Genomic DNA, 13892 nt, shown 5'->3' on the forward strand with positions numbered 1-13892 from the left:
TCGCTCACCGTCGAAGCGCGCCGGGAGCGCTCGCCAGCGCGTTATGCGCGTTGGCAGCTGTTTTCCTCTCGATCGCACTCGTCCCAGCGGGGACCGCCAACGCCGCGAGCTCCACGTACTACGTCAGTGCGACCGGCAACGACACCAACGCCGGGACCAGCAGCGAAGCGCCCTGGCGCACGTTGGGCAAGGTGAACTCGACGAGCTTCCAGCCCGGCGACACCATTCGCTTCCACGCGGGGGACAGCTGGGTCGGGCAGTTGTGGCCGAAGGGGTCCGGCGCTGACGGCGCACCGATCGTCATCGACCGCTACGGAGATGGCGCCAAGCCGAAGCTCGTCGGCCAGGGTGCCGTCGGCGAGGTGGTGCGGCTGTTCAACCAGGAGTACTGGGAGATCCGCAACCTCGACGTGTCGAACGCGAAGCCCGCCACGGGGACGCCCGGTGCGAACCTCGGTGACTTCCGCGGCATCGGCGTGCACGGCGACAACGGCCGGACCCTGCGTCACTTCGTGGTCGATTCGGTCGACGTGCACGACGTGACGGGCGAGGTCAAGTGGATCGGCGGCGACCCGGCGAACAACTCGCCCGGCGTCACCTGGAAAACCGGCTGGGACCGATCCAAGAACACCGGCGGCATCGTCTTCACCACCACCGTCCCCAACATCGCCGCGCCCGGCAATCCGACTGTGCTCACCGGTATCACCGTGCAGAACTCCACGATCAAGAACACCTCGTTCGCGGGCGTCACGGTGAAGCAGTACACCGGTGACGCGCCGGGAGCCGTCCGGACGGGCTGGGGCACCCGTCGAACGGCCGACGACGTCCTCTTCAAGCCGCACACCAACGTCACGATCCGCGGCAACTACATCACGCAGGCGAACACGGCCTTCGGCGGCAACGGCGTCTACCTCACCAACGTCCGGGACGGGCTCGTCGAACGCAACGTGATCGATCGGGTCGGCGTGTCCGGTATCGAGACCTACTACGCAGACCGCGTCACCGTCCAGCACAACGAGGTCATGGGGACCCACCACGCCCAGGGCAGTGCCGACGCGAACGGCCTCGATCCCGACGTCGGCACCACCAACCAGCTGTTCCAGTACAACTACCTGCACGACAACGGCGACGGCATCCTGCTCTGCGGGTGCGGCACGCCCAAGTTCGGCAGCGCGGTGATCCGCTACAACGTCGTGACCGGCAGCAAGCGGTGGAACCTGCACATGTGGCAAGAGGCAGGCACGGTGGCGTCCATCTACAACAACACCTTCTACAGCACCGACGCGCCGAACATGGTGAGCGGCAACAACTCCGGCAGGGCCACGCTGACCAACAACCTGTTCGTGTCCGGCCGGTCCGCCTCGTTCCTGCAGCAGTCGAGTCTCACCTACAGCAACAACGGGTACTCGTCGAACCTCACGACCCGGCCCTCGTCGGACTCGAGGCGCGTCGTCGGTGACCCGAAGTTCGTGAATCCCGCCGTCAGGGGACCCTACGGCGACGAGAACGGGCCGAGGCTCGACACGGCGGCGAACTTCGCGCTCCAGAACGGATCGGTGTTCGTCGACGCCGGCGCCACCGTCACCGGCAGCGGCGGTCGCGACTTCGCCGGAACGCCCGTGCCGAGCGGGAGCCGGCCGGACATCGGCGCGTTCGAACGCGGCGGAGCGGCGCCTGGTATCTCGTTCGAGGAGTCGTTCGACGGCCTGGCCACCGGCCTGCTCGCCAACGGCACGAACGGGTGGCGGGTCATCTCGACCGGGAACGAGGTTCGCGTGGTGGACACGCCTTCCGCGACCGACAAGAGCATCCGGCTCAACCGCACGACCGACGGCGGCGGCACCGACGGGACCAACCTCGCCCGGATCTTCGACACCCCTTTGCAGGGCACGGTCACGATCGAGGCGCAGGTGATGCGCAACGACACACAAGCGGGCTGGTTCGGGTTGCCCTACGTGTACAACTCCAGCGGCATTCAGGCAGTCAGCGTCGCGTTCGCACGCGGCGAGATCCTCGCGTACGAGGGCGGTACGAGCCGTGTGATCGGCACATACGCCTCCGGCCAGTGGTATCGGATCACGCTCACTGTGGACACGGTGAACCAGCGCTTCGACCTGGACATCGACGGCCGCCGGGTGCTGACCGACGCCGCGTTCCGCACCTCGATGCCGGGGATCGGGAAGATCGCGTGGTACGCGAACGCGGCAGAGCGCGGGGCGGTGCACGTCGACGACGTGCGGATCTCGGGCGGTCCCGCGGCCACCAACTGACGTTGTGAGGCCAATGCGGCTCTGCCGGGTCCGCCCGACCGGCGGAGCCGCCCGTGCTTCCGATCGCTGCTGCTACTCGAAGGGAATCCACATGCATCCCGGCCAACGGCGAACCCGCCGATTTCTCCGGCCCGCGGCCGTCGCCGCCATGGTGGCGGCAGCGGTCCTCGTCGTCCCCACGGCGCAGGCAGCCGCTGGCGTTCTCATCGACGAGACGTTCAGCGCCCAGACGACTCCGGCCAACTTCGGTTTTCCCGCTGGCGCCGCGGTGAGCGGCGGCGTCCTGAACGTCACCAAGGGGATGGGCAACTACACCACCTCGGTCAAGGCGTTCGATGGAGCCGTCGCGGGGGAGCGCACCCTCGACCTGACGTTCGACTGGAAGACAGCGGTCGCCGCCGGCGGACAGAAGACGGGCATCGAACTACGTGACAGTCAAGGAAATCTCGTGTTCGCACTCGCCGCCACCGCCACCGAACTCCGGTACGGCCTGACCGGCCCGGTGTCCGACTCGGCGTCCGCGCCGGACTCGCTCAACCCGGCGTGGACCAGGATCGCCTACAACCGCGCCAAGTGGTACACGGTGAACCTGCACCTCGACTTCACGCTGCAGCGAGTGCAGTACACGATCGCCACCAAGGAGACCGCTGCGACGGTCATGGCTTCCGGCACGGCGAGCATCACCGGTAAGGACCTCGCGAAGCTCGTCGCCTGCAACTACTACGGAACCGGCGTGCAGTCCCTCGACAACTTCCGCCTCACCGCACCAGCGAATGCGGCGAACGGGCGGCTGAAGGGCAAGACGGTGTACGCGTTCGGCGACAGCATCGTCGCCGGCCACACCTACTCGCGCAGCTTCGTGAACCTCACGGCCGAGCGCGAGCTCATGAACCTCAAGAAGTACGCCGTGAACGGCGCGGCGATCGGCCCCGTCGGCGCCTCCGGGGGCCAGATCCTCACGCAGGTGCGAAACGCCGCCTCACAGTCGCCCGACCACGTGGTGTTCGACGGCGGCACCAACGACGCCGAACTCATCCACAACAACCGGTACGAAGTCGGCACGATGGCGGCCGGCTTCGATCCCGCCACCTTCGACAGGTCCACCTACGCGGGGTCGCTCGAGACCACCATCCACACGATGCGGGCCAAGTGGCCGGCCGCGCGGATCGCGCACGTCACCGCGCACAAGCTCGGCTCCCGCGACTGGAACACGCAGCTCGCCATCCGCTCGGTGACGCAGCGGATCTGCGCCAAGTGGGGCGTCACGGTCGCAGACGTCTTCGGTGACTCCACTTTGGACACCCGCAACGACGGCCAGCGGGTGGCCTACACGTTCAACGGCCTGGCCAACGGTTACCCCGGAACCGGAGGAACCGGGACACATCCGAACATCGCCGGAATGAACTTCTACATTCCGGTGCTCACCGCCGCACTGACCGCGCCATGAATGTGGGGCCAGAACTTGCCTCGAATATCGACGTGTTCGACATTCGACGAGTATCGGATCACGGCTGGACAGCAGAAGGTGCGGTGCGTGTTGACCGTCATTTGACCGGCCCTCTTGAATGACCTTTGAATTGCTCGAATCTTTCGCGACAGCGCAACCTGCGTCTGCGCGACGAGCCCGGCTACGACCATGCGACACACGTGCTTGGACTCGATTGGCAGCGGAGGAACTCGGCATGGCGGCGCACGACGCGGCAAGCGGTGAAGGCTCGGTCTGGTCAGCGGAGCTGAACCGGCGCCAGTTCTTGGGTGGCGTGGTGCTCGGCGCGGGGGCGGTCGTGGCGGCGCAGCTACCGCTCACCCGCGTGGCCGCCGCCGAGGTACCGGTCGTGCTGAACCCGGCGGCGCTGAGACCGGACGTGCGGATCCGCGAGCTGATCGCCGCGTTGACGCTGGACGAGAAGGTGGGCTTGCTGCACCAGTTCAGCGTCGCCATCATCCGCCTCGGGATCCCGCAGTTCCGCGCTGGAACCGAGGGGCTGCACGGGTTGTCCTGGCTGGGCTACGCCACTGTTTTCCCGCAGAACACGGGACTGGCGATGACCTGGAACCCGGCGCTCATGCAGAAGGTGGGCGACGTCATCGGGCGGGAGGCGCGCGCGTACAACAGTGTCGATGCCCGGTTCAACGGCATTGACATCTGGGGACCGGTCGTCGATCTCGCGCGTGATCCGCGCAGCGGGCGCGCCTCGGAGAGCATGGGCGAGTCCGTCACGCTGGCCGCCACCTTGTCGACGGCGATGGCGCGGGGAATGAAGGGGAACGACCCCTTCTACTACCAGAGCATCCCGACGCTCAAGCACATCGCGGCCTACGGTCAGGAGGCTTCGCGCACCTCGTACTCGGCCAACGCGACGCCGCGGAACCTGCACGAGTACTACTTGCGCGTCTTCCGGATGGGCATCGAGTCAGGCGCCGCGAACGGGATGATGACCTCCTACAACCTCGTCAACGGCAAGCCCACGATGGTGTTCCCCGAGATGATGTCCACCGTCTACGAGGACTGGGTTCCCGGCGGCTACGGGAACTGCGCCTACTTCAACGTCACCGACGCCGGGTCGCCCGGCAACCTGACCTTCTCGAACGGCTACTACCCCAACAGCGAGGTGGGGCAGGCGGCCGCGATGGCCGACTCGATCAAGAACGGTGTCGCCGTCATGACGCCGAGTGACACCGACACGCCCAGTACGCGGCGTCCGATCTACGAGGCGCTGGCCCGCGGCATGCTGACCGGCGCGGACATCGACAGGGCGGTCTTCGGCGTCCTGATGGTGCGCCTGCACGCCGGTGACCTCGACGCCGAGCCGGCCAACCCGTTCAAGCGGCTGAACAAGCGCAACGCCTTGACGACGCCTGCGCACAGCGCCGTGGCGGCACAAGCCGCACGGGAGCAGGTCGTGCTGCTGAAGAACACCGGCCACATCCTGCCGCTGGACAAGTCGCTGTCGCGGCTGGCGCTCGTGGGCCCGCTCGCGGATGAGAACTCCACCGACTTCTACGCCGGCAGCTATCCGTACACGACCTTCATCAAGGACGAGGTCGCGGCGAAGCTGAAGGGTGGCGTGAACGCGCTCGCCTTCACCCGCGGCCTCAACGTGGTCGGCCTGCAGGTCGTCAACGGCACCGGTACGCCCGACGGCAAGTTCCTGACCACCGGCGACACCCCGAACGCGTCCCTGACCGGATCGGCCACCTCCTCCGACGATCCGCTGGCCCAGTTCTACGACTACGACTACGGGTACAACAACCATCTGCTGCGTTCGGTCGCCCATGATCGCTACCTCGCGGCGCGGGGCGCCGGCAACACGGTGGTGGCCGATGCCGGCCCGCCCGGCTACGAAAGTCCCGACCGTTCCAGCCAGCAGTGGACGACAGACCAGAATCTCGGGATCGTCGGCCAGTCGGGGAACACGGTGTCGCTGCGCTTCGCGAAGAGTTCCGGCATCGTCAGCCCGACGGCGAACCCCAACGTGTTCGTGAACGCCAGTGCGCCGTACATGGTGCGGCACGACGGCTCGGCATCCAGCCCCAACCAGCAGTTCCAGCTCGTCACCGTCAAGGACGGCATCGCCGACGCGGTCGCCAGGGCGTCCTCGGCTCCGGTCGCGGTCGTGGCCGTCGGCGACCAGCCACATCTGACCTCGCGTGAGACGCAGGACCGGCTCACCAGCCCGCCCGACATCAAGCTGCCGCCCCACCAGCAGCAGCTCGTCGACGCGGTTGCCGCCGCCAACGCGAACACGGTCGTGGTGGTCGTCGGCAGCTACCCGTTCGACCTGCGCACCATTGCGGCGAACCCGAACGTGAAGGGAATCGTCTACACCAGCCATGCCGGCCAGGAGCTCGGCTCGGCAGTCGCCGACGTGCTCTTCGGCGACTACGCCCCGGCTGGCCGGCTCAACCAGACCTGGTATCCCGGCCTCGACGCGCTGCCGACGATCTCTGACTACGACATCATCAAAGGCAGGCGCACCTACGAATACTACGACGGCGATGTCCTCTACCCCTTCGGGTATGGACTGACCTACACGTCTTTCCGCTACCGCAACCTGACCGTGAGCCCGGCCTCGTCGCGCAACACCCGCGACCCGGACGTCTCGGTGGGACTCACGGTGACCAACACCGGAGCAGTGGCCAGCGATGACGTCGTGCAGGTGTACGCCAGGTACCGCCCCAGTGCCGAGTCGCGCGTCGAACACCCGAAGAAGCAACTCATCGGCTTCCAACGGATCCATCTCGCACCAGGCCGGTCCCAGCGCGTCACCATCGTCGCCAAGCTGTCCTGCCTCGCGATCCGGGACGTGTCACGCAGCCGCTTCTTCGTGGAACCCGGTAGCTACACGATCAGCGCCGGCCGCTCGTCGGCCGACGCGGACCAGCTGGTGTCCCGCACCCTGACCGTGACCGGTGACCCGATCCCGGCACGCGACCTGAGCCGCGCCACGCCGGCCGGCGACTTCGACGACTACTCGTTCACGAGCCGGACGCCGACCGGGCTGCAAGCCGACGTGGTACCGACATCGGTCAGCGAGGACGACACTTACGGCATCCTGGTCAGGACGGCAGGAGCTTGGGTCAAGTACGCCGACGTCAGCGTCGGACGGCGTTCGGCGGGAATCACGGTCCGCGTGTCCAACCCGAACCCCTCCGCGACGAAGGTTGCGGTGTGGAGCGGCGGGCCGAGCGCGGAGCAGGACGGAACGCAGATCGGGACGATCACCGTCGAGCCCACGGGAAGTGCCCAGACGTTCGTCAACGCCGGTGCCGACCTGGCCCGGCCCGGCGGTCGCACCGCCGACCTGTACCTCGCCTTCCCCGACTCCGGGATGATCGTCAAGTGGCTTCGCCTGGGAGCGGTGACACCGGCGACGAGTGCGGAGGTCTCGATCACCTCGAACCTCTTCAGCTCGAGTGCGCAGACGTCTCTGGGCCGCGCCCGCGTCCGGATTCCCGCCACGATCGAACAGCAGTCCGCGAGCCTGCTCCTGGAAGCACCGCTGCGCGGCACCGGAGTCGTCACCGGTCCGCCGACCTGGGCGGTGACCGCTCCCGGCGGCGGCCCGACAACGCTCGCGACGATCAACAGTTCCGGCCGGCTGACCGCCACCGGCACGGGCGACGGGACCGTACGCGCCACCGCCACCTACGCCACCCCGCACGGAACGATCGCCGCAGAGCTCACGGTCACCCTCAAGAATCAGACCGTACCTGCGGGCACCGAAGCCGAGGCGATCATCATTCGGAGTGGACACGACTCGCGCCCGCGTGACATCTCCTGGGGGCCCAACCAGTTCTCCCGGTTCGGTGCGATCGACCAGCATCGCGGCTCGCTGATGCTGTCGGCGGTCACCTACCCGTTCCCGTCGGCGGCTCGCCCCGTCACCTTCGAACTGACCGACGTACAGGGCCGCCCCACTGCTCTCGCGGAGATCACCGCATCGGCAGCCGGCTTCATCGAGGGGCAGACCTCCGGCAACAACAACCGGTCGTGGAACTGCACGATCCGCGCGACGGGTGTTGGCAACGGCGACGTCCACCTCAAGGCGACCACGGGCAACGGCTTGTCCTGCACGACCCGGATCGTGATCCAGGGGCAGACCGACAAGAACGCGTTCACCGCCCGGCACGAGGCGGAACTGTTCGATGCCTCCGGAAACGTCACCGGTGCCCCGTCGAACCTACGCGCGGACAACGTCCACGGTGATGATGCCGGCCTGCAGCTGAACCGGATCCGCAACGGCGACTGGGCGGTCTATCGCAAGATCGACTTCCGTGGCGTCACGAGAGCCGACCTGACTCTCCGCTATGTCAAGGTGTCGACCGAGCCGGCCACGATCACCGTCAAGGCCGACGACCCGGTCAACGGGACCGTGCTCGGCAGCGTGACGGTCACCGGCGACCACGACCTGAACTCGGTGGCCGACTACCGCAACCCGCTCTACCGCTGGCGGCGGACCACCGTGCCGATCACCGCACTGCCCGGAGTGCACGACCTGTACTTCGTCTTCGAGATCTCGCCCGCCATCCCCGACACCGACATCTCGAACGCCTACGGCGCGGTGGCCGGCTGGCTCGACCTCGGTATCAACTGGTTCAGGTTCGGCCACCGGCGGTGAACAGGGTGAAGGTGGGCAGCGTCGTGCCGATCAGGTTCGGGCTCGCCGGCGGAAGCACTCACACGGCGCGATTTCTGTTCAGCTGATCGGAGATGGCATTCCGTTGGGGCGGTTTTATCGCTACCGTCCGAGGCGGTGTAAATCGAAGCGTTTCGATTCGAATTCGACAATTTTTGTTCGTAGTGCCGAGGAGGGGTCGATGACAGGGGTGTGGGGGCGGTCCAGGCGGGCGCTGGCGATCACGCTGGCTGCCGCGCTGGCGATCACGGGGTGCGGGTCGGGGTCGGGTGACGACGGGCCGAGGACGCTGAAACTCTGGCACTACGAAGGCCCGGACAGCGCGATGGGCGTGGCGTGGGCCGAGGCGATCAAGCAGTTCGAGTCGACCCACCCCGGTGTGAAGGTGGAATTCGAGGAGAAGGGCTTCGAGCAGATCCAGAAGACGGCACCGATGGTGCTCAACTCCAAGGACGCGCCGGACGTCCTGGAGTACAACAAGGGCAACGCCACCGCCGGCCTGCTGTCGAGGCAGGGACTGCTGACCGACATCTCCGAGGAGGTGGCGAAGCGCGGCTGGGACAAGCAGCTGAGCCAGAACATCCAGACCACGGCCCGCTACGACGAGCGGGGCGTGATGGGGTCGGGCAAGTGGTTCGGTGTGCCGAACTACGCCGAGTACGTGATGGCCTTCTACAACAAGGACATGTTCGCGAAGCAGGGCCTCGCCGTGCCTACCACGATCGAGGAGCTGACTGCGGCGATGGACAAGTTCGTCGCGGCCGGCATCACGCCGCTCGCGGTCGGTGGCGCCGAGTACCCGGCGCACCAAATCATGTACCAGCTCGCGCTGTCCAAGGCGGACAAGGGCTGGGTGGACCGGTTCCAGCGGTACACCGGCACGGTGGACTTCCACGATCCGGCGTGGACGTACGGCGCGGAGACGTTCGCCGACTGGGTGAAGAAGGGCTACGTCAGCAAGGACTCGGCCGGGGTGAAGGCCGAGGACATGGGTGTGTCGTTCATGCAGGGCAAGCACCCGATCATGATCACGGGCTCGTGGTGGTACGGCCGGCTGGCCGCCGGGATCAAGGACTTCCAGTGGGGGTCGTTCCTGTGGCCGGGGCTGACCGCCGGGTCCGCGGGCAACATGTGGGTGGTGCCGCAGGGCTCGAAGAACAAGGACCTGGCCTACGACTTCATCGCGATCACGATGTCGCCGCAGATCCAGGACAAGCTCAGGGACGCGGGCGGTGTCCCCGTCGCGGACAGCGGTTCGCCCGCCGCGTCGCCGCAGATCAAGGAGCTCACCGAGAACTTCAAGACCCTCAGTGCGGGGGACCGCCTGGCCTTCTACCCGGACTGGCCCGCACCGGGCTACTACGACGTGCAGGTCTCCGCGGTGCAGAAGCTGATCACCGGCACGGCCACGCCGCGGCAGGCGCTGGACGAGCTGGCCAAGCCGTACCAGGAGAACCTGGCGAACGTCGGCAAATGATCGCGAAGACGGTGCGGGAGCGCGGCTCGTATCTGCTGTTCCTGATCCCCGGCGCGTTGTTGCTGGTCACGGTGATCCTGGTGCCGTTCGCGATGAACATCGGCATCAGCTTCACCCGCTGGCAGGGCGTCGGCGATCCACAGTGGACCGGGCTGGACAACTACACGCGGCTGCTCGGCGACAGCACGTTCTGGTCGTCGTTCCAGCACAACCTGGCGCTCGTCGTGGCGATGGCGATCCTGCCGACGGCCATCGGGCTGGTGATCGCGGCGGCGTTGTTCGACGTGATCGGCAAGAGGTTCGGGCAGCGGGCGGCGAGCGTGCTGCGGGCGTGCGTCTACCTGCCGCAGGTGCTGCCGATCGCGGTGGCGGGCATCGTGTGGAGCTGGATCCTGGCTCCACAGGGCGCGCTCAACGAGTTCCTCGACGCCGTCGGCCTGGGCTCGCTGGGGCAGAACTGGCTGGGCGACCCGGATGTCGCGCTGTGGAGCGTGATGGGTGTGCTGCTGTGGATCCAGCTCGGCTATCCGGTGGTGATCTTCATGGCGGGCCTGCAGCGGGCGGACCCGTCGCTGTACGAGGCCGCCGAGCTGGACGGCGCGTCGTGGTGGGGCCGGTTCTGGCACGTGACCGTGCCGCAGATCCGGCCCGAGGTCTTCGTGGTGCTGCTGACATGCACGATCGCCGCGCTGAAGGTGTTCGGGCCGATCTACGTGCTGACCAGGGGAGGCCCTGGCGGGGCGACGAACGTCCCGTCCTACTTCTCGTTCCAGAACTTCTTCGAGAAGACCCAGGTCGGCTACGGCGCGGCGATCGCGACCGTCCTCACCGTGCTGATCCTCATCCTCACCACGGTGTTCCTGAAAGTGCAGAACCGGGGTGAGCGCGCGTGAAACGGCATGCCGTGCTCTGGTCGCTGATCGTGCTCGCGGTGGTGATGCTGGCACCGTTCGCGATCGTGGCCCTGAACGCGCTCAAGACTCCGGCGCAGTACGCGTCCGACGGGCCGCTGGCGTTGCCCAGCGACATCACCTTCCAGGGCGTCATCGACTTCTGGGACCGGGTCGGGTTCGGTCAGAAACTGTTGAACAGCTTCATCATCAGCGGTTCGGTCGCGGTGCTGGCGGTCGTCGTGTCCGTGCTCAACGCCTACGCGCTGGGCATCGGCCGGATCCGCGGCAGATCGTGGATCCTGATCGCCTTCCTGGTGGCGAACACGCTGCCGCAGGAAGCGATGGTGTACCCGTTGTACTTCCTGGCCAAGGAAACCGGGCTGTACGACACGCAGCTCAGTGTGATCATCATCTTCACGATCATCCAGGCCGCGTTCGGCACCTACCTGTTGTCCTCGACGTATGCCGGGTTTCCACACGAGCTGCTCGAGGCGGCCAGGATCGACGGCGCGAACAAGTGGCAGACCCTGGTCCGGATCGTGGTGCCGATCAGCAGGCCCACCCTCGGCGTGCTGTTCGTCTTCTCGTTCATCTGGACGTGGAACGAGTTCTTCCTGCCGCTGGTCCTGCTCATCTCCAACGACACCCAGACCGTGCCGGTCGCATTGGGTGTGCTGCAGGGTCAGCGGCTGATGGACGCGACGATGACCAGCGCCTCGGCGTTGCTCGGGGTGATTCCGGCCATCGCGTTCTTCCTGATCTTCCAGCGCACTCTCACGCGGGGCATCACCGCGGGAGCGGTCAAATGAAGTTCGGCTCGGTGAGTTCCGCGAGTGGTACGAACGTGCAGCCCCGGAGTTCACGAGCGCGAGCCATTCCGGCCGCGCTGCTCGACGGTAACAGCTCGACGAGGTGGTCGACCTACTACAGCAAGGCCGCCACGGCCCTGCTGCCGGCGGTGCGTCGTGCACACGCGGCGGAGTGGGTGTCGCCGTCCGGTGTGGAGGGGCACCAATCAGCTTGGCGCAGGCCTCGCTCGTCATCGACTCGTGACACGGCCTGCCCGCGACGATCACGGTGTCCTACTGGAACGGAGCGGCGTTCGTGCCGGTCCGCAATGCGCGGATCTAGTGGGAGACGCAGTCCTGCAGACCGACCGGGTCGCTTTCAGCCCGGTGAGCACCGGACGCATCCTTCCCGGCCCGAAAGACCTGTGGGGTGTCACAGCGCGGCCAAGGACGTGGAGTTGCTCGCTCTGCGGCATGAGGTCACTGTGCCGTCACGTTGAGAGGGGCGGGCGAGCTGCGCTACTCCGCGTCTTTCTGAGGGGTTTTGACGGGACCGGGGAAGAACATGTTGGTGGTGGCCTGGTATTGCGCGTAGTCAGGGCGTTTGCGAAGGCTGTAGTACTCGGCGGGACGGGCGCCGGTGTGCTTGGTCAGCGTGGCGTACAGCGTCCAGGATGCAAGGAACAGGCCCAGGGTCAGCAGCACCCACACAAGCGGTGTGGTGTCGTGGAACCGGGCCGGCAGTGACGGCAGTGCGAGCAGAACCAGGGCGTTCCACTGCATCCATTGGAAGAAGTAGTTCGGGTGCCTGCTGTAACGCCACAGCCCTCGATCACAGGTACCCCGCTTGCCGCGGGCGGCGAACCGCTGCTTCTGGCGGTCGGCCACCGACTCCAGCACGTAGGACGCGGCCCACAGGGTCAGAGCGGCCAAGGACCAGACAGCCGGCGGCCGCTGGTGATCGGCGGCGACGATGAACGCGGGGACGGCCAGCGCCGACGCGTTCGCCAGCCCCTGCAACCAGATCTCGTACTGGACGGACCAAGCCTCGCTGTGGAACCCCTGCCGTTCCCAGCGTCGCCGCTGATACTGGTACCGAGGTAGTTCGACCTTGGGGGAGCCGGGCGTCCACCAGCCGTGCTTGATCGTCAGCACCAGGCTCCACAGTCCCATCCGCGCGCCCATGGCGAGGTAGGCCACCGCGATCGCGACCGTTACCACGTTGAGCTGGTCGGCCGTGAACACGGTGACCAGGCCGATGCCCACCAGACCCCACGGCCAGGCCACGTCGACGTACGACACGTGCCGGGTGAGATACCCCGGGATGGCCGCCGCCAGGGTGAACAACACGGCCTGCACCGCCAGGTTCGACCAGGCCGGTCCCGCGGTGCCCGGATCCAGCAGCAACGCGACTCCGACCAAGGCGAACGGCAGCATTGCCCAGAGCCGCCGCATGCGGTCCTCCTCGCACAAGGTGAGACATTCCGCTTGAATGTCTCGTGAGACAATTTGTACATGCTGTCTCACGCCGTGGCCAATGTGAACCTGGCCACCGAGCCCGAGGTGGATCCGGTGATAGCCCACGCGCTTCGGCAGTTCCTGCGCGGGAGCCGCATCGACATGGGCGAACTCGCCACCAAGGCCGGCATCGGCCGGGCCACCCTCTATCGCCGGTACGGCGATAGAGACCGCGTCCTGGGCGAGGTGCTGTGGGTCATCACGCAGAGGGCGTGGGCGCGCCTGTGGCAAGCCAGCCCGCAGCGGGGCATGGCAAGAGTGATCGCGGTACTGGACCAGGCGATGCGCGACACCGTCGCCTCACCGCCTCTGCGCGCCCTGCTCGAACGCGACCCCGAAACCGCGCTGCGGGTGCTGACCTCTCAGCAGGGGGTCGTGCAACATCGCCTCGTGACCGGACTGGCCGGCCTCATCCGCGCCGAACGCGGCGACGACACATCAGAAATCCCGCTGACCAAGCTGGCCTACGCCGTGGTCCGACTCGCCGAGTCCTTCTGCTACTCCGACATCATCACCGGTGCCCCAGCGGACATCGACACCGCCACTGACATCATCCGGAAACTCCTCACCTAGTGCCACGTGCCTGCATGGCACGGCGCAGGTCGTTGTGGCTCTTCTGCTCGGCGGCTTCTACGTGCTGGCTGAAGAAGCGACCTGGTTGAGAACGCCAACGGTGTGTCCCTGCGCCGATCGCTCTCGCCACGCCTCGCGGCCTACGCGGGGCTGAGCATGGCGATCGTTCGTGTCGCTGTCGTGCTCATCCGCGTCTGCCGGACGACGTTGTGCCCTGGCCGCATGTCCCGCTC

8 protein-coding genes are annotated in these 13892 nt (G+C 66.9%); 7 read left to right on the forward strand and 1 reads right to left on the reverse strand.

Annotated features, from left to right (window positions below; translation table 11 throughout):
• Positions 1–50: 50 nt before the first annotated feature.
• The 6 genes from G7043_RS40475 (at position 51) to G7043_RS40500 (ending at position 11589) form a co-directional block, all read left to right on the forward strand.
• Complete coding sequence (locus G7043_RS40475; protein ID WP_166054012.1) at positions 51–2270, forward strand: right-handed parallel beta-helix repeat-containing protein; 2220 nt, start codon at positions 51–53, stop codon at positions 2268–2270.
• A gap of 91 nt (positions 2271–2361) precedes the next feature.
• Positions 2362–3717 (forward strand): SGNH/GDSL hydrolase family protein, encoded by a 1356-nt coding sequence (locus G7043_RS40480; RefSeq protein WP_166054013.1) that lies wholly within the window; start codon positions 2362–2364, stop codon positions 3715–3717.
• Positions 3718–3952: 235 nt separating this feature from the next.
• A complete protein-coding gene (locus G7043_RS40485) occupies positions 3953–8392 on the forward strand; it encodes a glycoside hydrolase family 3 protein (RefSeq protein ID WP_166054014.1) in 4440 nt (1479 codons plus the stop codon).
• A gap of 199 nt (positions 8393–8591) precedes the next feature.
• On the forward strand, positions 8592–9887 hold the full coding sequence (locus G7043_RS40490) for an ABC transporter substrate-binding protein (RefSeq protein ID WP_166054015.1): 1296 nt from the start codon (positions 8592–8594) through the stop codon (positions 9885–9887).
• A complete protein-coding gene (locus tag G7043_RS40495) occupies positions 9884–10780 on the forward strand; it encodes a carbohydrate ABC transporter permease (protein WP_166054016.1) in 897 nt (298 codons plus the stop codon). The genes G7043_RS40490 and G7043_RS40495 overlap by 4 nt, the downstream gene beginning before the upstream one ends.
• Positions 10777–11589 (forward strand): carbohydrate ABC transporter permease, encoded by an 813-nt coding sequence (locus G7043_RS40500; protein ID WP_313888323.1) that lies wholly within the window; start codon positions 10777–10779, stop codon positions 11587–11589. The genes G7043_RS40495 and G7043_RS40500 overlap by 4 nt, the downstream gene beginning before the upstream one ends.
• Positions 11590–12087: 498 nt before the next feature.
• Here the strand turns inward: G7043_RS40500 and G7043_RS40505 are convergent, their stop codons facing one another.
• Complete coding sequence (locus G7043_RS40505) at positions 12088–13023, reverse strand: DUF1295 domain-containing protein (protein WP_166054017.1); 936 nt, start codon at positions 13021–13023, stop codon at positions 12088–12090.
• 60 nt (positions 13024–13083) lie between these two features.
• Here G7043_RS40505 and G7043_RS40510 point away from each other — a divergent pair, with 60 nt between their 5' ends.
• Positions 13084–13659: a QsdR family transcriptional regulator gene (locus G7043_RS40510; RefSeq protein WP_166054018.1), complete on the forward strand. Its 576-nt coding sequence runs from the start codon at positions 13084–13086 to the stop codon at positions 13657–13659.
• Positions 13660–13892: the final 233 nt, after the last annotated feature.

This window comes from Lentzea alba, assembly GCF_011067745.1.
In the GTDB taxonomy this organism is placed as follows: Bacteria; Actinomycetota; Actinomycetes; order Mycobacteriales; family Pseudonocardiaceae; genus Lentzea; species Lentzea alba.

Excerpts from the sequence above, each read along its gene's own strand:
- G7043_RS40480 (WP_166054013.1), top strand. The coding sequence starts at position 2,362 with ATGCATCCCGGCCAACGGCGAACCCGCCGATTTCTCCGGCCCGCGGCC.
- G7043_RS40485 (WP_166054014.1), top strand. The coding sequence starts at position 3,953 with ATGGCGGCGCACGACGCGGCAAGCGGTGAAGGCTCGGTCTGGTCAGCG.
- G7043_RS40490 (WP_166054015.1), top strand. The coding sequence starts at position 8,592 with ATGACAGGGGTGTGGGGGCGGTCCAGGCGGGCGCTGGCGATCACGCTG.
- G7043_RS40495 (WP_166054016.1), top strand. The coding sequence starts at position 9,884 with ATGATCGCGAAGACGGTGCGGGAGCGCGGCTCGTATCTGCTGTTCCTG.
- G7043_RS40505 (WP_166054017.1), bottom strand. The coding sequence starts at position 13,023 with ATGCGGCGGCTCTGGGCAATGCTGCCGTTCGCCTTGGTCGGAGTCGCG.
- G7043_RS40510 (WP_166054018.1), top strand. The coding sequence starts at position 13,084 with ATGCTGTCTCACGCCGTGGCCAATGTGAACCTGGCCACCGAGCCCGAG.